Here is a 21,890-nt window from a genome sequence, read left to right as displayed (position 1 = left end):
CATGCCAAACAACACAGAACAAGCAGCGAACAAACCCAATATTATCTTCTTCATGACGGATCAGCAGCGCTGGGATTGTATCGGTGCCTACAACGAGCATATCCATACACCGAACATCGATAAACTGACGGCACAGGGAATCACATACAGCCAAGCGGTATGTCAGGCGCCAATGTGCGTGCCTAGCCGCACCTCGATGATGTTCGGCTATTATCCCTCGCAGCTCGGTGTGCGAACCAATCACGGCGGCTTGTACGACGAAGACAAGCTGCCGAGCGATCCGCTTCCGGAATTGATGCGAAAAGCAGGGTACCAAACCGCAGGCTTCGGGAAAACCCATTGGAATCACGGTGTGAAAAATCCGGTTCCCTCAGCACGCGGCTTCGAAGTACGGGCTGTCGGACTGTCACGTGACAGCGGACATTATGAGGATGGCGCTGTCATGATGGGGGATGCCGAGCCGGAGGGGCTCGCCGCTTATTATGAAGAAACGAAAGACTACGGTGGCGGTGAGGAGAATTCTAAAGGTTATATCGGCTGCACGAGTCAAATACCGAACCATTGGCACCGTGACGGATGGGTGGCGGAGCAATGTTTGAATTTCATCGACGAAGGGCTGGACGAGTCGCGCCCGCTGTTTCTCTATCTTTCCTTCTTGAAACCGCATGCCGGCTTCAACGTCCCGAAGGAATTCGAGGATCTATACGATATTAACGAGATCCCGGATATCGCTCAACCTCCATGGGAGCTTGAGCAGAATACGCATCTGGCCGCGACCGATGCTGTGAATGAGAGCAGCCAAAGCAACTATTGGGAGAAACGGCATGTCTGGGAAGCGATGACGCCGGAGGAGCGCAAGCGGACCACGCTTCGCTATTGGGCGAATTGCTCCTGGCTTGACGATTACTTGGGTAAGGCTTTGGAGCGGTTGGAGCGGCAAGGGCGGCTGGACAATGCCTTGATCGTCTTCGTCTCCGACCACGGCGAGATGATGGGCGAGAGACAACACCGCTTCAGCAAATATTGTTTGTATGATAGCAGTGTCCGTGTACCGATGATCTTAGCCGGAAGTTATTTGCCACAAAAGGTACGGGGGTCAGTAGACGACCGCCCAGCCGAGTTGGTGGATCTTGTGCCGACCTTATCCAAGGTAGCGGGATTGCCGGTAAATCCGCAGTTACCCGGGCTTGATCTGCTGGGCGAGACGCAGCGTCTGGGGACCTTCTGCGAATTTCATGGCAAAGGAGCGGAACCGCACCATTCGGCGCCTGCCTTAATGTGGAGAAAACAGGATTATAAACTGATCCTGTACATGCCTGGTAAGCTCGGAGAGGCGATTGGCCGAATCGGCGAGTTTCAAGGAGAGCTGTATGATCTGGCAGTGGATCCTACCGAATGGCATAACGTGTATGACAATGAGCATTATGCGAGAATACGTGAACGCATGACGGGGGAGCTTCTGATGCATTTGGCATGCGTCTGGTCCCGCGGCCCGGTCTTTTATGACCGGCATGGGCTTGCGGCAATGGAATAACAATGAGGGGCTGCCCAAGTGTCATGACTGACCAGGGGCTGCCCCTTTTTGCGTATATCGGAACGTAATCCTTGTTGTGGCGCGCTTTTTAACCCCTTGCACAAGATTGTCTCAATCGGCAAAATAGTCTCACCCTCGATTGCGGTTGCGACAAAATTGCCTTAAACCCGAACAATATTGTCTGATTGTAAACGGTAAGATTTTATTCTAAGTTGTTAAGCATACGAGAAAAAAATGAGAAAGGGGAATGGCGAGGATGGCACTCATGCAACCGGAATCTACGGCATCTGACCAATTAGCGAAGTCCCGAGAATGGCATAAGAGGGGCATTATAAGAGATCTAAGGCGGGATAAATATTTATATTTGCTTGGCCTGCCAGGCGCATTGTTTTTTCTGATATTCAAATTTGCCCCGATGTGGGGCGTCGTCATTTCATTTCAGAACTTTTCGCCGTTTGCCGGCATCACCGGCAGTGAATGGGTGGGGTTCGAGCATTTCGAACGATTTTTTACCAATCCGGACTTTATGCTGCTTTTCCGGAATACGATGGCCATTAATTTGCTGAACCTCGTGCTCTTTTTCCCGCTGCCTATTGTGCTTTCATTGCTCTTGAATGAGCTTCGCAGTGTGGTGTATCAGCGGGTCATTCAATCGATCGTCTACATGCCGCACTTTTTGTCATGGGTCATTATTTCCGGCTTGACGTTCCTCATGTTTGCCAAAGGTGAAGGATTGGTCAATAAAGTTCTGGAAGGACTGGGCTTGGCCAGGATTGATTTTTTAACGAATCCAGATACGTTCTGGGGCATGTTGACCTTGCAATCGATCTGGAAGGAATGTGGTTGGGGGACGATTCTGTTTCTGGCCGCGATGGCAAGCATTGACCCAGGGGTTTATGAAGCCGCTAAAATTGATGGGGCGAGCCGACTTCGCCAAATGTGGCATATTACCCTGCCGGCGATCCGCAACGTGATCATCACTCTGCTCATTTTGCGCCTCGGCCATATGCTCGATGTTGGCTTTGAGCAGGTATTCCTGATGTACAATGGCGCCGTTTCCCATGTGGCTGAAGTATTTGATACCTATGTGTACCGGGTCGGTATTCAACAAGGCGAGTTTAGCTACAGTACCGCTGCCGGTTTGTTCAAATCGATTGTAGGCTTGGTGTTGGTCGTAGTGGCAAACTGGATTTCGAAAAAAATGGGCGAAGAAGGGGTTTACTAGCGTCCATATCTATGGAGAGACATAGCTATAGCAATGTCCTTAGGAGGGAATTATATGAAAGAAGGATTGGGAAACCGGTTGTTTAACATAGGGAATATCGTATTGCTGGGTCTTGTCGGCATCATCACCTTTTTCCCGCTGTATTATGTGTTTGTCGTTTCCTTTACCGATCCCACGGAATATTTGAAGGAAAGCTTCGTGCTCTTTCCGAAGGTGTGGTCGCTTGAATCGTATAAATTTCTGATGGCGACAGGCGCTTTTCCAAAATCGATCGGTGTTAGCGTCTACGTGACTCTAGTCGGTACCGCGCTAAGCTTAATCTTCACCGCTTCCTTGGCGTATACGTTATCCAGAAAAAGGCTTCGCGGCAGACGATTCGCTCTGATCGCGATTCTCATCACCATATTGTTTAATCCTGGTATGATTCCGAACTATATGCTGGTACGTAATTTGCACCTCATCGATAGCCTGTGGTCGCTCATTTTACCGGCACTTGCGAGCGGTTGGAACGTCATTTTGATGAAAGGCTTTTTCGACAGTATCCCCGCCGAGCTGGAGGAATCCGCTTCAATGGACGGGTGCAACGACTTGTCGACCTTTTTTCGGATTATATTGCCGTTGTCGCTCCCTTCGCTGGCTGCATTCGGGTTGTTTTATGCGGTCGCTTACTGGAACCAGTTCTTTAATGCCTTGATTTATATTAACGATGCCAGCAAATGGCCTCTGCAAGTGATGCTGCAAAACATTTTGCTCAATGCGAATAACACGGATCTGCGGATGGATGTTTCCTCGGTACCGCCTCCTTCTGAAACATTAAAAATGGCTGCGGTCATTGTTGCAACGGTTCCCATTTTGGTGGTATATCCTTTCTTGCAAAAGCATTTTGCCAAAGGTGCCATGGTAGGATCAGTCAAAGGGTAACGACCCGAAGGGGAGGGATTCCAGCTCTAGATGTCGAATCGTGTAAAAAAATAGTATTTGGAAGGTGAGCATCTTGACTGGAATTTGGGGCGCGTTACTCGGCTATTTTCAAAAATATAAATATAACAATCGCTTCTTCTGGAAAAGCCTTGCGATGATTCTCATTATGGCAAGCATTCCCGGGCTCATTACCGGCCTCAGTATTTATTGGATCGCCACGAACAATGTGGAGGAAGAGCTCCAGGGACTTCACCAGAATCAGATTAGTAATCGGGCGGCGAATATCGACGACCAGCTTGCTTTTCTCGAAATGACGGTATCGCATTGGGCGTTCGACTCCAAGTTTGACGATAAATTGAAGACGCTTAACTTTGCCTATAATTATGAGACGGTTCAGGATATGTACCGGACCCTGTTGTCTCTTGAGAGCTCACATCCTTTTCTGCAGAAAGTAGAGCTGTTTCTGGACAAACCGCGTCCGCTCGTCTTCACAACGGAACGGTACAAATTTCTAGGTGATTCGGCGGATGTCGAGAATTACGAGACCTTGCTTAAGCATGATAAGTCGATGTTCTGGACGTTTCCGAAGATTCAAGGAACGAGCAAGCAGGAGCTTACGATTGTGAATAAAATTCCCGGCGACAGCACCGAACCCTTCGGTGCTCTTGTTGCCACATTGAATCAGGATAACTTGTTAAAGGTGCTAAAAACGCTAACTCCTTATGATGAGGGCGTCACGATGCTTTTTAATGAGGAGGACAACTGGAATTTATCCAGCAGCAGCGGGGCGGAAGGATCAAAACTCGATCAAGCGCTTAAACAAGCTTACATGAAGCATCAAGCGGATTTAGGGGAAGCAGCGGTGAACGACGCGAAGCCTGAATCGTTGTTATTTGACTATCAGAAGGTTTCGTATTCGGTTTCGTACGGTCATTTTAACCGGCTGGGCCAGAAGTGGGTGTATATCTCCGCTGCGCCACTATCGTCCATTACCGCCCCGGTTGTTTCCATTTCCAAGTGGATATTAATTCTTAGTTTCTCTGGTCTACTCATTGCGCTGCTGCTCTCTTGGTTCGTGTCCCGCCGCATCTATCATCCCGTACAGCGGCTGCTGACCCTGTTGTCCGGTGAAAAGAATGCTGAGGTGAAGGACGAATTTGCCATGATCGAGAAGCACTGGCAGCATATGTCCAAGGAAACCGAGACGATGCGGCACAAACTTAAAGAGCAAATGCCGCTATTGCGGGAGGGTTTTTTCCTCCAGCTGGCGCAAGGCTACTTGATTTCTCTGCAAGAGAGCGACTTGAAGGAGCGGATGAAGCGCTATGGCTGGGAAACGGAGCAGCGTCAATTTGTAGCGCTTGTGATTCAATTGACGGGTTTTGCCAACCTGGAGGGAAGGTTCTCGCAAGGCGATGAAAGTCTTGTGACGTTCGCCGCCGCCAACATTATCGATGAGTTGTTCACAAGCCAATATGAACAAGCGGAAATCATGAATTTCCATAACTTTTCGATTGGGGTTCTGCTATCCTTTCCCGCAGCTCACCCGTTAACCTGGTTAGAGGATGATTTGGAGCAGGCGTGCCAAGAAATCATTCTCGCAATTAACCGAATTCTGAAAATGCAGGTTACGATATCGGTCAGCAAATGGGTTCACAACGTGAAACAAATTCCACATTTGTTCGAGGAAGTGAAGCAAGCGTTGGTATATCGAGATCTGCTTGACGAGAATCAGATTATTAAGACGGAGCAGCTTTCCAAGCTCAATGTCTTCAAGGAAACCGGCTACCCGTTCACCTTGGATAAAGAAATTATTCATGCGATTCGCAATGGTCAGGAGTCAGATGCTGTTGATTTGATCGGTCAATTTATGAAGGAATTGGCGGCGAACGGCTCGACCGAATTTATGCTTCAGCAAGGCATGCTGCAGCTCTTGGGCAGCATTCGGTATGCGTCCTTGCAATCCGGGATGAATCCCGTGCAGCTGTTCGGCAGTGTGAACTTGTTTGAGCAGCTTGCGCAAATTAAAGAGCCAGAGCAAATGCTCAAGTGGTTTCAGCACAAAGTGATTGCGGTTTTCGTTCAGGAGATGATCTCCCGGCAGGATTATCATTTCAAGCAGATCATCGAGCAGGTCATCGCTCATTTACGTGAGCAGTACATGACGCAATTATCGCTCGAATCGTGCGCCGATTTATTCGGCACAAGTCCATATACGTTAAGCAGGGCTTTTAAGCAGATAACCGGGATTAATTTTATCGATTTCTTGACGAATATTCGGATTAGCAACGCCAAGTCTTTGCTCGTCGAAACGGATATGAAGATCAACGAAGTCGCCGATGCGATTGGCTATCAGCATAGTTATTTCAATCGGCTTTTCAAAAAGTATGAAGGCATTACACCAAGTCAATTTCGCGAGGTAAACCGCACGGAATAAGGGATTTGAAGCCTTTGTGCATCGAAGTGCAAGCTGCAAGATAGTCCTAGAATGGCTGGAAATGCGGTACAAAAAAGTCCGATTGTCGATCAAAGTGGAATGTACTATTGTCAACCTTGTGCTCTGTTAAGGCGTTCGATACACAGAAGTTCATAACAAGGGAGGATCACAAAATGAAAGTAAGAAAAAACAAAAAAGTAGTCTTGGGCTCAATGATCCTGATGCTGGCATTATCCAGTGTCATGGCTGCATGCGGGAACAAAGCGGATACGGGAAAAAGTAATGCCGCAGGCGGAACGGAAGCACCGCTTGAAGTGAACATCATGACGATCTTGCTTACGCCGTCTCCGGCAGCAGATGATAACAAAATTAAACAAGCGATTGAAAAAGCAACTAACTCCAAGATGAAAATTCAATGGGTGTCCGGTAATAACTATACGGATAAGTTGAATGTGACATTGGCATCCGGCGATATTCCTGATTTGATCACGATTAACGATCCGTTCACGTCAGTTTTCCGTAATTCCGTATCGCAAGGCGCCTTCTGGGATTTGACTCCTTACATTAAAGATTATCCGAACTTGAATTCCAAAATCTCCAAAACAGCTTGGGACCTGACGAAAATGCAGGATGGCAAAAACTACGGGATTCCGCGTCCTCGCCCAGCTGAAGCCGATTCCTTCTTCATTATTCGCAAGGATTGGCTCGACAATCTCGGGATGCAGGTGCCAACAACAACCGACGAGCTGTACACGGTTATGAAAGCCTTTGCGGAGAAAGATCCGGATAAAAACGGCAAAAACGATACAACGGCACTCGCGGCCTTCATGACGCCTCCGGCAGATATGGGAACGCTTGCGATGATTGAGAACAGCTTCACAGGCGCGAACGTGAAAAACGATAAATGGAAGCTGGTCGACGGCAAAATCGTCAATACCGCGCTGCTGCCTGAAACTCGCACTTCTATTGAATACTTGACTAAAATGTACAAAGATAAGCTGCTGCCGGAAGATTTCGCCTCCTACAAGCTGTCACAGGCAGCGGATCTGTTCAATGGCGGTAAAGCGGGCATCATTATGGATAAAGCGGGCACGATGAACGATCACTACGAATTGTTGAAAAAAATCGATCCGAACATGAAGCCAACTGATTTCTATCCGTTGACCAATATGAATGGATACAATCCGAAAGGCCCTGGCTTCTCCGGTATGATCTCAATCCCGAAATCCGTACCTGAAGCGAAAATGAAACGCATCTTGAAAATGGTCGATACATGGATGAATGACGATGTATTCGCTATTCAGCAATACGGCATCGAAGGTGTGGATTACACGGTGAAAGATGGCCAAAAAGTGATCAACACCGAGCAGCTGGCCAAAGATAACGGTCCTGACTTTAACCAAATTGTCTATGTAGCAGATCCATATGCGAGCTCTACGAAGGTATACTTCCCGAAAGAAGCAAACGATCTGTTTATGAAGATCCAAGATGATCGTGCCAAAACAAGCGTAGCCGATATCAGTATCGGTCTGTACTCGCCAACAGCGCAAAAGCTGCTGCCTGAGTTTGAGAAAAAAGTACAAGATTTGAAAACAAAAATCATTCTGGGCCGTGAGCCGATTACCGCTTGGGACGATTTCGTGACAAAAGCTAAAACAGATGCGGATTTGGCGAAAATGAGCCAAGAGATGACGGATGCGTACCAAAAACGCAGCGCTGGCGCAGCGGCTAAATAAAAATTAAATCTGGCAAGGGGCGGGGAAACTTCGCCCCTTTCTGCATTGGAATGGGAGAGGAAGAGACCATGGCTGAGCGTTATATTGACATCAATGAGAGCATTTATACGAAATGTGGAGACCACGTAAGCGAAATATTAGCTACAGTAGCCGACAGACATGTAGGCAACAACCCGCCTCATCCGATGGCATACCGAGCTTTTTGTGCTAATGGCATATTGAAGAATCACGATTATAGTTATGACTTTCATTTTGTAAACCGGTTTCCCGAGATTCAGAACGGACAGATCGTTTACGCATGGTCGCAATATTGGAGTGACGTGGAGACACCGCTCAATTTCATCTTGCACTGCTATGGTCCGCTCATTTTGTATGCGAATGGGCAACCCATATATAAAGCGAATATCGCCGATGAACTGAATCCGAAACGCAGAACAGTCGTGACGATTCAGATGAAGAAAGGCTGGAATCACTTTGTGTTCCAGTTTACAAAAACGGAAGCGGGCTGTGGAGGTTCGCTTGGCCCAGGTTCTTATAAGAGCAACCCGGTTCATTTCCTGGCACCTTCACCCGAGCGATTCGGCCACGAAGGCTGGATCTACACCGCTCCGCAGGATCATGTGTGGAGCGAGCTCCCGGGCGAGGGAAGCACGGAAGGAGATCACGGCATCGCTTGGTATCCGGAGCTGGCGTGGAGTGATGCCGAGCAGGCGAAAAACCCGGTGGCCCGCATCTTCTGCGAACTGAACGAGGGGTATGTGCTCGCTTGGACGAAGCTTCGCTCCTTTTCGGCTGAACCGCGGCAGGTTGAATTGAGTGGTCATGCGGAAGGAAGCCTTGCCATTTATGTGGATGGGAAACTGCAAGCCAGCATCGACAAAGCAGGCGCTTTCCATGCCGTGGTGAAGTTAGCGTACGGTGAGCATAACCTCGTCATCCAATGTTTTGGTGCGAACGGGAGCGCAGGATTTCGTCTGGACTCCCTTTCGGCAGGCATTGAGCTTGTAGAGCCTTATCCCGTACATGGGGCGAAGGACGAGTGGCTGTACCTAGGGCCGTTCGGTGCAGAGGACGTGATGCCTGATGTTGAAGCTTCGCTGTTTGCCTTGGTGGAGACGCAGGAAGGTGGAACGTTCTGGCGTCTGGATCAGCCAAACACGTGGGTGCGGCCGTTCACGGAGAATGCGTTGTTCGGCAAGTGGAACTATCCGCTTGGCGTGACGCTCTACGGGATGCTGCAGACCGGAAAGTTGCTCGGTCGCGACGATTTGCTGCAATATGTCTACAAGCATATTGAAACATGCACGCGGCTCTACACCTATGCGGGCTGGGATAAAGCCCAATACGGCGCCTCCGGTGTGCTGAACACGCTGGCGACACTGGATAGCTTGGATGATTGCGGCTCATTCGGAGCAACGATGCTGCTTGCGTTGCAAAATCAGCCGCTTCAAGGCGCTGAGCGGATTGCCGATGTGATTGCGAATTATATTAGCAATCAGCAGGATCGACTGCCTGACGGATCGCTGTACCGCAAGCCGAAGCATGTCGATTTCCCGAACGCGACGTTGTGGTGCGACGATTTGTACATGAGCGTGCCGTACATGTGCCGCTGCTACCAGCGGACGGGTGAAATCCGTTACCTGGAGGATGCAGCAAATCAATTCATCCAATTTAAGAAAAAATTGTACATCCCTGAGCTGCAAATCATGTCTCACGTCTATGACTTCGGGATCGACAAGCCTACGAAAATTGCTTGGGGCCGCGGCAATGGCTGGGTGATTTTCTCCCTGTCCGAATTACTGGCTGTGTTGCCTGACGACCACGCACAGCGCAACGAGCTGCTGGAATTCTTCAATGAACTGAGCGAAGGTTACTTGCGCCTGCAAGGGGAGAACGGCCTGTGGCACCAAGTGCTGACAGAACCTGCCTCGTATGAGGAGACCTCGTGTACCTCCATGTTCTTGTATGCATTTGCTCGCGGCGTACGATATGGCTGGCTGACAGAAACGGAGAGGTATATCGCAGCGATTCATAAAGGATGGAACGGAATGGCTCGCATCTCCATCGATAAATTCGGCAACGTGTACGGTGTGTGCCGCGGTTCGGGATATTCGTATAGCGTTGGCTACTATAAAGATGATCTCTCCTGGCTGTTAAATGATACGCACGGCATCGGTATTGTGCTGCTTGCTGGTATTGAAGTGCTGCAGTTGGAGCGCCATTTGGGCTCATCTTGACAGCGTTCTTGAAGCAGTATTATAGCGTTCTTTCCCAGTAACGGGTAGCGTTCTTGAAGCGTTCTCTCGTATCAAACCCCCTCCAGGTGAGACATGGAGGGGGTTTTTGGTCTTTGCAGCTTTTCCCACATTGAAAAAGTTGAGGTAAGTGAAAAAGGTGAGATCAGATGGCTATGTAAGAAATGTGATCTACCCGGAAATGTGTGAATTGTGAGGGCTGAGAACAGGAGATAAGATAAATCCAGAGTTTGGCAAGGCGATTCAAGGTTATTGAACTGATATCAAATTTTGAGGAAGGTGAGACAAATAGAAAAGCTGCTCAATACGACAGTATCTGGAAAGCTCAATAGAAGACGGGGATTCGATCGCATGCGTTTCCGGCAAAACGTCCCCATTATGCTTATGTTTTTACCGGCGCTAGCCTTTTTTCTTATCTTTCGATATGCCCCTATCGGAGGCTTGGTTATTGCCTTTAAAGAGTACAATTTTGGTGATGGCGTATTCGGAAGTCCCTGGGTAGGCTTCAAAAACTTCGAGATTCTGTTCTCGCAACCTCAAATGCTGCGAATTATCCGCAATACGATTATTCTGAGCTTCCTACAAATTGTTGTCGGGTTTCCGTTCCCCATTTTGTTAGCCATTCTTTTGAACGAAGCGAGGAAGTTGTGGTTTAAAAAACTGGTGCAAACCCTTGTGTATTTACCTCATTTTCTGAACTGGGTCATCATTGGCGGTATTATTGCCCTCGTGTTTGCCCAGGAAAAAGGGTTCCTGAATCACTTTGTTACCCAGTGGTCAGATACACCTTATCCTTTTTTGTACAAAGAGAACAGTTGGATCGCGATATTTGTAGGCAGTGGGATATGGAAAGAAGCAGGTTGGAACGCCATCATTTATTTGGCCGCTCTTGCTGCCGTTGACCCGTCACTGTACGAAGCGGCCAGCATGGATGGAGCAGGTAAGCTAAGGCAGATTTGGAGTATTACATTACCGGCTATATTGCCGACCATTGCGATCATGTTTGTGCTATCGGTTGGCCACTTCATGGAGGTCAGCTTCGACCAAATTTATGTGCTGCAGAATTCGGCGGTATCCGCAGTCTCGGATGTCATCTCCACCTGGAATTTTCGGGTGGGCATTAATGGCGGCCAGTTTAGTCTGGCTACGGCAATGGGCTTTTTCGAGTCGATGGTGGCCTTATTGCTCGTCATTGCAGCCAACGTAATTGCCAAACGAACAGGCAATAGTCTTTGGTAGAAAAGGAGGGTATTCTCATTAAAGCTTCGTCTACAGAAAAGATCTTCTACTTGATCAATTATGTCCTTCTTGGCGTTATCGCTGTCAGCTGCCTACTCCCCATGCTGCATATGCTCGCTTTGTCTCTCAGTACCAATGATGCCATCTTATCCGGATTTGTCAGCTTATGGCCGATCGGATGGAATTTCGAGACGTACCATAAGCTTTTTACAGGCACACGCATTTTGCAAGCGGCTCGGAATAGTGTCGAGGTGACAGTGGTCGGAACGTTCCTCAGCATGCTGTTCACCTTATTAGGGGCATACCCCTTATCGAAAAAATTTATGTACGGCCGCAAATTTTTTACCATGCTGATTGTGTTTACAATGATTTTCAATGGAGGATTAATTCCTACTTATCTTGTTATTAAATCACTCGGATTGATCAATACCTATGGCGCACTTTGGCTGCCTGGATTGATAAGCGTTTATAACATGCTGGTCATGCGTTCGTTCTTTAACGGCTTTCCAGAGGAGATTGAAGAAGCCGCCCGTATCGATGGCTGTGGAGAGATCAGGCTGATGCTTCAGATTATTTTGCCGCTTTCCTTGCCGGTAATCGCCGCACTTACGCTTTTCTACGGTGTCGGCTACTGGAACTCGTTTTTCAGTGTCATGATTTACATCAACGACTCCAGTAAGAATACGCTCGCTGTACTTATTCAGCAAATGATTTCCAGCCAGCAGCTGCTGCAGGAAATTGCAAACACGTCTTCGGAAGACCTTACATCCATCACACCGGAGTCGATTAAAGCGGCAGGGGTATTTGTCATGATCGTACCAATGCTGATCTTATATCCTTTTTTGCAAAAGTATTTTGTGAAAGGCGTAATGATTGGTTCAGTCAAAGGATAGGTTGAACATCTGATATTCTGACAAGTCTGCTCTTCCTAAAAGAAGAATGCTTGTATACAATACTAAACAGGAGGGTTCTTATATGAACAAAAAAGCGCTAGTCATCTCCACGGTTGCGTTGACGCTTACGGCAACGTCACTGGCAGGCTGCTCCGACAGTAAGACGGGAGAAGCTCAACAAACATCAACCACACCTGCTGCTTCGGCATCTGCGCGTGCCATGTCCCTCTCGATGTCGTTTTATGATCGGGGAACGATTGCACCTGATCTCGGGACTGCCGAAAACAACATCTGGACGAAATTCATCCAGGAAAAAACAGGAATCAATTTGAAAATATCGCCCGTCCCACGTGCGGAATCCGTTAACAAGCTGAATACCCTTGTCGCGTCAGGGTCAGCGCCGGATGTTATTTTAGAATACGATGTGGGATTCCGCAATCAACTGTATTTACAAAAACAGATCATGCCCATCGGAGATTTGATTGAAAAAAATAGCACAACATACAAGCAGTTGTTAAATAAATTTCCTCTTCTCAAAAAGCTGAGCACGAGAGATGACGGAAAAATTTATGACTTGGGCCGTATTCTTGGTTATGTGCCATACAGTTATACGGTGATTAGGCAGGATTGGCTGGATAAGATGAAGCTATCGGTGCCAAAAACGTCGGATGAATTGTTTCAAGTTGCGAAAGCGTTTGCAACGCAAGACCCTGACGGTAACGGCAAGAAGGATACATATGGTTTGAATATGGCCGGAGGCGGCAGCTTAATTGATCCTATGTTCCAGAATGTGACCTGGATTCTCAAAGACGGCAAATGGGTGAAGGATTGGGATCGGGCCGAGGCTGCGAACGCATTCCGCAAGAAGCTTTTCGATGAAGGCATCGTTGATAAGGATTTTCTAACCGATAAGAATGGAAAGAAAGCCGAGCAGGATTTTGTTACAGGTAAAATAGGGATCTATACAGCTGCAGGCTCATACAAAGTGTTTACTTCTCAATACGAAACCTTGCGTAAAAATGTCCCGGATGCCAAGCTGGTGGCCATCGCACTACCTTCCAGCCAATTTGGCAGCTTTTCGCCTGATTTCAATCCACCGGTGCAGTTGACGGGTGTGTTGAACGCCAAAACGAAAGATCCTGAAGCGGCCATCAAAATGATTGATTATTTGAGCTCACCGGAGTGGGTCAAAACCACCTATAGCGGCATTGAAGGCACACATTACAAAGTTGAAAATAACAAAGAGGTTCCGATTAATGCGGAGAAAAATAAGAAGGAGCTGGACTGGTTGGGCGACTTCCGTATGTTAGGCGGCCAATACGTTTATAACGAGTTTGATACGACGATGAAGGGCTTTGATCAAAGCAATCCGCTTCAGAAGGAGTTTTACGATCTCGGCAAGGACGTTTTCAGCTTGAATATTACAAAGGACCGCCCGTTAGCCAGCATCACGCTTGGCGGGTTCATGCCTACACTGCCTGCTGACATGCAGTTCATCTCCAAGAACTTGCTTGATTCCACCAGCAATCCGATTGGAGACTTATGGAATAAAGCGATTGTAAGCGGATCTTCGTATACTTCGGCTCAAGCCAAACAGGATGCGATCAATCTTTGGAAAAAATCGGATGGCGATAAGCTGGAGGCCTGGTATCAGGATTGGTATACGAAAAATAAGGATACGATGGTTAGCCAGAACGACTTACTTTCTATGAATTTTAACTAAAAGAGTACGAAAAATGCTGTCGGTAGATTTCTGCCGACAGCCTTGTTCGTACCGTCCCTAATAGACGGTTTCGCCGTTTCATTTCGATGACCGAGGAGAGCATGCCATGTTAAAGAAACATTCTTGGTTTTACCGTTTGGTCACAACCTACTTGCCAATTGTCTATTTGCTTGTATTCATCTTGTTTTTTGTTTTCTTCATGACAATGAATAAGCAGTCCCAAACGCAAACTGTGAGTGCCAATGAAGCATTTACGCGATATACCATGCTTCAGCTTAACTCGATTCTTGGCAACATCGATCAGAATGTGAATGCGGCAACCGTTAATAACAGGGAGTTTAATCAGTATATGTTTCAGCTTCACGATTCTGATGTTAACCCGTATTTGCTGCGCAGTAAGGTGGCGGAGCTTTTCAGGCAGGTCCAGGCGGGTTTTCCCTTCATTCAATCCATTTACTTCTATCGCAATATCGATATGACGGTGCTCGGTACGGAAATGTACCTGCCACTTGCAGAGTTTGGTGATCGCGATTTCGTACAGGAGCAGATAAAGCAGCCGCTTCCAAGCATTTGGACGAATGTAAGAACCTACAAAGTTCTTCCTTCTCAACCTTATGATGCTCAAGTTGTATCCCTCGTGAAAAAGGTCCCTTTTCTAACAGAACCAAGTGGTATCCTCATTGTGAATATCGATGTTTCCAGCCTGACCTCTTGGTTGCAAAACATCTCTGCCAACTCCATCAGTTCGATTACATTAGTGGATCAAGCAGGGCAGCTCATTGGGCAAAGTAAAGTTAAAGCCAATAAGGATATCCTTAACTTGAAGTTTGAGGAGACGGGGTGGACGTTCAACAGCGGGATAAAAGAATCCTACCATTATGGCTTTTTTTCCGAGCTTTACTATAGTTGGATCATTATCGGAGTTGTGATGGTTCTGATTGCTTCAGCCTTAATTATCTACCTGTCCAAACGCTATGCAAGACCGATTGATGCGAGTATGAGCCGAATATCCGATTATTTAAACGTCAGGCAGCCAGGTGGAGAATTGATTTCAGTTGTCGATGCGGCTGTAGACAAAATTATTGATTTCGCTGATCGTTATCAGTCGGAGAGTAATTTAAATTTGCCGTATCGCCAAAAATATTTTTTCCAAGAACTCCTGACAGGGGATCGTCCCATCAGCCAAGACGAATTGATCGAAGAGATGCATAACTTTGGCTTCCCTTGCAATTGGCATTCTTTTAATACGGCTAAATTGGAGATCGATAGAATTAGTGATTTTACAGAAAGCTATTCTACGCGAGATCAGGTGCTCTTGAAATTTGTCTTGTCGAACGTGTTGAAAGAAACCGCTGAACAGTATGGAATAGGTATTTGGAGTGAATGGATATCTGTGGATAAAATGAGCATTCTGTTTGGCGCGGACGACGAACTTTCGATGAGTGATATTAGCGCCATTTGTGAGAGTATGCGGGAGTGGGTTGAAGCCAATCTTGCCTTCACAGTAACGATCGGCGTAGGGAAAAAGACGGAGTGTTCGGAGGATATCGGCGAATCCTACGAGCAGGCTGTTAAGGCTGTGCAGTACCGCTCCGCATTGGGAAATAATCGCGTTATTCATTATGAGGTCATTGCGCGGCAGACGGAAACCGAGATATTTGATATTTTACAGTTAATCCGCACGATCGTTCAGTTGTATAAAAGCGGAAACGATGAATGGTATAACCAATTCGATTTTCTATTCAAAGCGATCAATCGCGAGTTGTATACCCGGGATGAGTTGAAGAACCTTCTTTACTATATGACCTTTACGTTTACACGTGAATTGTCTGAATTTCCCAGCGAATATACCGAGTCATGGCGAGTGGAGGGACTCGTTCCTATTTCCCAGGCAATTGACCGATTCGAAACGATGGACGATATCAGAAAGATTCTTCTGGAACGGCTCAGCACCGTTGCCGAGCTATGGAAGCAGCTGCGTGAAACTAAAAATCACAGGCTGCTGATTCACGATGTGAAAGCCTATATTGATGCCCATTACGCAAATGCAGATTTGTCCCTGCAGCTGCTTGCCGAACAATTTTCACTAAGTAAAAATTACGTCAGCCGCTTATTTAAAGAAGAAACAGGTGAAAATTTTATCGATTATTTAACGGCGCTGCGCATCTTTCATTCGAAGCAGCTTCTCGAAGAAACGGGGACTTCGATACAGGATATCGCCGGACTCGTTGGTTATGAGCATTATTTTTCGTTTAACCGAGCGTTTAAGAAGTTGACCGGCTTCCCGCCGAGCGATTTTCGGAAGAAACGTTTCACTGACAAAATACTGTAATACGGAGTCTGGCGTGTACTTATGATTAAAGAGGAGATGGTTCGGTTGTCAGCAAAGTGGCAGGCAGATTGGTTGACTGATCATTCATTTATAAATGTAAAAAAGCCTGATCTCTACCATAAAGAGCTTGAAGTACGTGAGGTAGAACCGCATCGAACCGATTTACAGCATCACCATTGGTATGTAAGATCCGTATTTAGGTTGGATGAGAAGAGCTTGAATGAGGAGGAGATCTGGCTTCATCTAACGGCGGATGATTATTACAAGCTGTATATAAACGGCGAGTTCGTTTGTCAGGGGCCGGCTCAAAGCGATGCGTATCATTACTATTTCAATCGTATTCATGTTGGTTCAAGTTTAAAGGCCGGGGAAAATGTGATTGCCATTCATGTCTATTATCAAGGGCTATTAAATCGCGCTTATAACAGCGCCGACTACAGGCAAGGTGTGATAGCAGAACTGTGGGCAGGCGAGAATTTGCTGGTTAAAACAGATCGTACATGGAAAGCGAAGCGGGTATATGACAATCGGCCCGGTGTCGCTTTCGGCTATGACACGCAATTCACCGAGCATGTGGACGCCAGGCAATCGGAGAGAGGGTGGACAGAAGTCGGATATGACGATTCCGATTGGCCGCAAACGGAAGCTGCGGAGACAATCGATTATACGTTTGTTCAACAGCCGACTCCGGTGCTTGATGTTTACCGTAAGCAGCCATCGGATGTCCGTCAGCTGGCACCTGGTCATTATTTGATCGATTTCGGAGGGGAACTGACGGGCCAATTCGCCATGATGGCACATGGAAAAGCGGGAGAAGAAGTGCAAATCTGGTCTGGAGAAGAACTGCTGCCGGGGGATCAGGCGGTACGCTACGAAATGCGCTGCAATTGCCTTTACCATGATCAGTGGACACTATCCGGTGACAGCGATTTCTTCCAAACGTTTGATTACAAGGCGTTCCGCTATGTAGAGGTGCAAGGACCGGAGGAATCTCTGAGTCCTGCATCCTTTCATGCTCTGGTAAGACATTATCCGTTTGATGCGCAAAGTTGTTTGCTTCACAGCTCGGATGAGCGGATGAATCAAATTTTTGATATATGCAAAAATGGTGTCCAATACGGATCTCAGGAAAACTTCGTGGATTGTCCCAGCCGAGAGAAAGGCCAATATTTGGGCGACAATACGATTATCGGTCACTCGCATATGCTGCTTAGCGGCGATTTACGGTTATATCGCAAGGCGATTGAGCAATTCGGACGCAGCTCTTTCGTCTGTGGCGGGCTCATGGCCGTTGTACCGGGACATTTTATGCAGGAAATAGCTGATTTTTCTTTACAGTGGCCGATGCAGGTCATGACGTATTTCAATTACAGTGGCGATAAGGCCTTTCTTCAAGAAATGTACCCGTATGCGGAAGGGTTGCTGCAGCATTTTGAGAAATTTGAACGTGAAGATGGCTTGCTGCAGGGCGTTGCGGATAAATGGAATCTTGTCGATTGGCCGCAAGGATTGCGTGATAACTATGATTTTGAACTAACCAAGCCGATTGGCCCTGGCTGTCATAATGTCATCAATGCGTTATTTATCGGCTGTGTGCGTACTGTGAACGAGATGCGGGATTTGCTGGGCATCACTTATGAGAATCGGCTGCCAAAATTAAAGAAAAGCTTCTTGGACGCCTTCTATGATGAGGAGAAAGCCTTGTTTAAAGATTCCGAAGAAAGTAGGCATCATGCTCTGCACGCCAATGTTCTTCCTTTATTATTCGGCATCGCTCCTGATCAATCCGTCATGGCTATCGTAGACATGATCCAAACCAAACGATTCGCTTGCGGCGTTTATTTCTCCTACTTCGTTATGAAGGCACTTGCAGAGGTGGGAGAGTATGAATTGATCTATGATTTGCTATCGTCAGAGGATGAGCATTCTTGGGGGAATATGCTGAAAGAAGGAGCAACAACATGCTTCGAGGCATGGGGGAAGGATCAGAAATGGAACACCAGCCTATGCCATCCTTGGGCAAGCGGACCCGTTCCTGTGCTGATTGAAGACATTATTGGACTGAAGCCTGCGAAGCCGGGTTGGCAAGAAATCGCATTTTATCCGCAGCTTCCGGCATCTTGGACATCGTTTTCGCTGCAGGTACAAGTGCCAACCGGAAAGATAGAGCTCAGTTACAACAACGGGGTATGGACCGAAAGCTTCCCGCCAGGTATCACGGTTAAAAGAGCGGAGTAAGCGGACAAACGTATAGGGAGAGGGGGCTAAGCTTATGGTTAATCATACCAATGACCGCTTTCTGGAAAGCGATGTTTTTCCATTCTACGCAGCCCCCTTCGAACTCCCGGCAGGAAGGTACGTAGCTCCGCACAGCCACGAATTCGTCGAATTTGTCTACATTGTCGAAGGTGGCGGGATGCATACATATAAAGGAATTGAACACAGGCTTCATACAGGTGATGCGTTCATCATTGAACCCGGCATGGAACATTCCTACAGAGTGGGGGAGCATGAACAGCTTCTTGTCTATAATGTACTGTTTCATCCATCTCTGATTTTTCATGAGTTGGAAAGCTTAAAGGAAGACTCTTCCTTTTTTGATTTTTATTATGTCGTTCCCTTTATGCGCCAATCGGTCAAAGATCAGCCCTCGCTATGGCTGTCCCCAGTCGAGCAGAGCGTATTTAAGTCATTGCTAGATGAAATTGTTCGGGAATTTACGGTAAAAGACCATGGCTATCGATCGATGATCCGATCTAAGCTCGTGGAATGTTTCGTTTTTCTAAGCCGCTGCAACCGCAAGAACAACGAAAGCGTAAGGCTTGCGAGTCCATCAGAAAAGCAGGCGATGGAACAAATCGCCCGCTTTATTGAACGTCATCTGGAGAAGCAGCTTAAGCTGGCCGAGGTTAGCCGTCTGTGCGGGATGAGTGTCTCCACCTTCAAAGCCAAGTTTAAAGCGAATACAGGACGTACGTTTCTGGAATACCGCAATGAAATGCGAATTATGGCTGCCAAACGGCTGTTGGTCCAGACGGAACTCAAAATGATAGCGATTGCCCAAGAGGTCGGCTTTGAGGACGTCAGCTTATTCAACCGCACGTTCCGACACTTAACCGGCATGTCTCCCAGCCAGTATCGAAAGGATCAGCTTTGAGCCGGGATTTTGGCAAGCAGCGGGAACATAGGCCCGCGCAGCGGTTCCTCCGGCGTATAGGTCTGCCCATCCAAAACCATATGAGGTTTCCCGTTAAACGTGGTACCGTCAGGCATATAGATGATGGCGTAAGCGCGTCTAGGCTTGTCGGTTTTATTTGCATGCGCATAATGAAAGGTAAGACCGTCATGAAATGTGCAGCTGCCCGCTTTCAGAGGTACGACGACCGGCTTCCGTTCAGCTATTTCGGTCCCTTGAACAAAGTCGAAAATATTAACCGGATCATGCAACGAGATATTCGTTAACTTCCCCACCTTGTGAGATTTCGGCACGAACATCATACAGCCGTTATTCTCATCCACATCATCAAGCGCAATCCAGATGCTCATGCAGCCGTCCTCATTCATCGGCCACTTCGGTGAGTCTTGATGCCATGGCGTGGCATTCGTGTCCCCGGGCATTTTCCATAACGCATGATCGTGGAAAAAACGGATTCCTTTCGCACCTGTCAAACGTAAGGCAATTTCCGCAAATCGGGGGTGAAAGGCGAAGGTCGCCATGCCGCCGTGATCTCTCCAGGTGTTCACCTTTTGATTAAGCACTTTGGCGTATGCAGCGTTGTCTTTCCCCGTTTTCACCGATAAGCCTTCCTTCGCACTCATCGACTCCTCCATATATTCGCGTAATGCGGCAAGCTCATCCCCATCCAACAAATCATTGACTTGAACAAATCCATTTTCCCGATAAAATTCAATCTGATCCTGAGAGATGTAGCGGTCCGCCGGGTGTTGGCCGAATGGCTGTTCCTTCATGGCGATCGTCCTTTCCGTATTGGTTTGGCGTTCCTTTATAAGATAAGTATAGAAGCATCGCTCTGTTAGAACTAGGAGGATTCGCCGATGATTCAGGCAGATTAGCTGAGGATCATGTAAGGTTGGAATGTGCAAAATTGAAAGCGCTCCGCATTTTAGTGGCATATTTCGGATATTATCAAAATTTCGTAGGATATTAGATTCATTTCATAGGAACTATAATCTAAAGGAATAGGAAATGGGCATTAAAACTAGGACAAAATACACAGAGATGAGGGTTGAAAATGGAGAGTCGTAAGTTGAAAAAATCATTATTGATCGGCATGGTTACCATGCTTGCGACGGTAGGGGTCGCTTGCGGTAAAAAAGAAGGTACGGCAACTTCCGGAGGAGCAGCGGCAACAGCAGCAGCGGGCGAAACCGTTACGTTGACGATGATGCATCCTTGGACGTCGCCGAATGTCGATAATGACGCGTATAAGGCGAGAATCGAAGAATTTGAGAAAAAGTTCCCGAATATTAAAATCAAACAAGACGGGGTGCCATCTGCCCAGTATAAGACTAAGCTTCGTACGCTTGCAGCTGGAAACAATCTGTCCGACATTAATGTCGTGTGGCCGGGAGCAGATATTACGCCGCTCGTCGCTGGAAACCTGTTAATGCCGATTGATTCAATTATGGACAACTGGAAAAACATCCTTCCTGAGGATGCGCTGGCCGGCATGAAAGTGGACGGGAAGCAGTATGCCATTCCGACCAAGCAATCATTCGTCGACATTATTTATTACAACAAAGAGATGTTTGCAAAAGTGGGTTATACTGAGTTTCCAAAAACGTACGATAACTTTATCGATGCGATTAAAAAGCTGAAAGCTGCGGGAATGACTCCGATTGCCATGGGTAACAAAGAGAAATGGCCGCTTCAATCTTCCTATATGTCAATTATCGGGGATCGTTTTGTTGGCAGCGATTTCTTGAACCAGGTGTTGAATAAGCAAGCCAAATTTACAGATCCCGAGTATGTGAAAGCGCTTGGCGTCATTGAAGAACTGACCAAACTGTCCGCTTTCAACACAGACATGAACAATATGGATTCGGTTCAGGCGCAAGATTATTTCATCCAAGGTAAAGCAGCTATGCATATTTCTTCTTCTACAGTTGACGGTAGAGTCCGTATCAACAATAAGGAAGGAGATAAATTCGGTATCGCTCTATTCCCTAGTGTTACTGGCGGTAAGGGGAACCCTGAGAAAAGCGCAGGTGTCGTTCAATACGGAATTTCCATCAGCAACGGATTGGATGAGAAAAAGAAGGCGGCAGCCATTGAATTCTTGAAATTTTTCGTTGGAGAAGATTTGTACAAGACATTGATCAGCAAAGGTGTCGTCGTCCCTGCGAAAGTCGAAATTCCGCAAGATGCGAGCCCTTATTTAAAAGAGATGATGGCGCTTACGGGTAAAGGAATTGCTCCGGTATTCGATAGCGTGATCCCTGCACAAGTGGTCGATGTCATGCAAAACGGCCTACAGGCTCTCACGGTAGGCAAAGGGTCTGCGGAGCAGCTGGCCAAAGATCTGCAGAGTTCGATCGATAATCTTAAAAAGTAAATGAGATAGGCAGGAAAAC

General features: G+C 47.2%; 14 protein-coding genes. 13 read left to right on the top strand and 1 reads right to left on the bottom strand.

Going from position 1 to position 21,890, the window contains the following annotated elements:
- The first annotated feature begins 1 nt into the window (after position 1).
- From GON05_RS10530 to GON05_RS10475, 12 genes are all read left to right on the top strand, one after another.
- A complete protein-coding gene (locus tag GON05_RS10530; protein ID WP_157319086.1) occupies positions 2-1,534 on the top strand; it encodes a sulfatase family protein in 1,533 nt (510 codons plus the stop codon).
- Between the two features lie 256 nt (positions 1,535-1,790).
- Complete coding sequence (locus GON05_RS10525) at positions 1,791-2,759, top strand: ABC transporter permease (RefSeq protein WP_157319085.1); 969 nt, start codon at positions 1,791-1,793, stop codon at positions 2,757-2,759.
- A gap of 54 nt (positions 2,760-2,813) precedes the next feature.
- Positions 2,814-3,680 carry a carbohydrate ABC transporter permease gene (locus GON05_RS10520; protein ID WP_127452493.1) on the top strand — a complete coding sequence of 289 codons (867 nt, stop codon included), beginning with the start codon at positions 2,814-2,816 and terminating at the stop codon, positions 3,678-3,680.
- 73 nt (positions 3,681-3,753) lie between these two features.
- Positions 3,754-6,117: a helix-turn-helix domain-containing protein gene (locus tag GON05_RS10515; RefSeq protein WP_157319084.1), complete on the top strand. Its 2,364-nt coding sequence runs from the start codon at positions 3,754-3,756 to the stop codon at positions 6,115-6,117.
- A gap of 173 nt (positions 6,118-6,290) precedes the next feature.
- Positions 6,291-7,853 (top strand): type 2 periplasmic-binding domain-containing protein, encoded by a 1,563-nt coding sequence (locus GON05_RS10510; protein WP_157319083.1) that lies wholly within the window; start codon positions 6,291-6,293, stop codon positions 7,851-7,853.
- Between the two features lie 68 nt (positions 7,854-7,921).
- Positions 7,922-10,090, top strand: a complete 2,169-nt coding sequence (locus tag GON05_RS10505; protein WP_157319082.1) for a glycoside hydrolase family 88/105 protein — start codon at positions 7,922-7,924, stop codon at positions 10,088-10,090.
- A 396-nt stretch (positions 10,091-10,486) separates the two neighbouring features.
- Positions 10,487-11,347, top strand: a complete 861-nt coding sequence (locus GON05_RS10500; protein WP_338114039.1) for an ABC transporter permease — start codon at positions 10,487-10,489, stop codon at positions 11,345-11,347.
- Between the two features lie 17 nt (positions 11,348-11,364).
- Positions 11,365-12,240, top strand: coding sequence for a carbohydrate ABC transporter permease (locus GON05_RS10495; protein ID WP_181646283.1), 876 nt, complete (start codon positions 11,365-11,367; stop codon positions 12,238-12,240).
- Positions 12,241-12,322: 82 nt separating this feature from the next.
- Entirely contained in the window at positions 12,323-13,963 is a 1,641-nt protein-coding gene (locus GON05_RS10490) for an extracellular solute-binding protein (RefSeq protein WP_157319081.1), read from the top strand.
- A 106-nt stretch (positions 13,964-14,069) separates the two neighbouring features.
- Positions 14,070-16,295, top strand: coding sequence for a helix-turn-helix domain-containing protein (locus tag GON05_RS10485; protein ID WP_157319080.1), 2,226 nt, complete (start codon positions 14,070-14,072; stop codon positions 16,293-16,295).
- 45 nt (positions 16,296-16,340) lie between these two features.
- Entirely contained in the window at positions 16,341-18,533 is a 2,193-nt protein-coding gene (locus tag GON05_RS10480; protein ID WP_181646254.1) for a family 78 glycoside hydrolase catalytic domain, read from the top strand.
- 34 nt (positions 18,534-18,567) lie between these two features.
- Positions 18,568-19,452: an AraC family transcriptional regulator gene (locus tag GON05_RS10475; protein WP_157319078.1), complete on the top strand. Its 885-nt coding sequence runs from the start codon at positions 18,568-18,570 to the stop codon at positions 19,450-19,452.
- Here GON05_RS10475 and GON05_RS10470 read toward each other — a convergent pair.
- Positions 19,443-20,264, bottom strand: coding sequence for a phytanoyl-CoA dioxygenase family protein (locus GON05_RS10470; RefSeq protein ID WP_157319077.1), 822 nt, complete (start codon positions 20,262-20,264; stop codon positions 19,443-19,445). The two genes, GON05_RS10475 and GON05_RS10470, sit on opposite strands and share 10 nt — an antisense overlap.
- Before the next feature lie 299 nt (positions 20,265-20,563).
- On the opposite strand from GON05_RS10470, the gene GON05_RS10465 reads away from it, so the two are divergent.
- A complete protein-coding gene (locus GON05_RS10465; RefSeq protein WP_246238966.1) occupies positions 20,564-21,871 on the top strand; it encodes an extracellular solute-binding protein in 1,308 nt (435 codons plus the stop codon).
- The last annotated feature ends 19 nt before the right edge of the window (positions 21,872-21,890 follow it).

It is taken from the genome of Paenibacillus anseongensis (genome assembly GCF_009757995.1).
In the GTDB taxonomy this organism is placed as follows: domain Bacteria; phylum Bacillota; class Bacilli; order Paenibacillales; family NBRC-103111; genus Paenibacillus_E; species Paenibacillus_E chondroitinus.
Note: the sequence above shows the minus strand (reverse complement) of the source record. Positions and strands in the feature narration are given on the sequence as shown.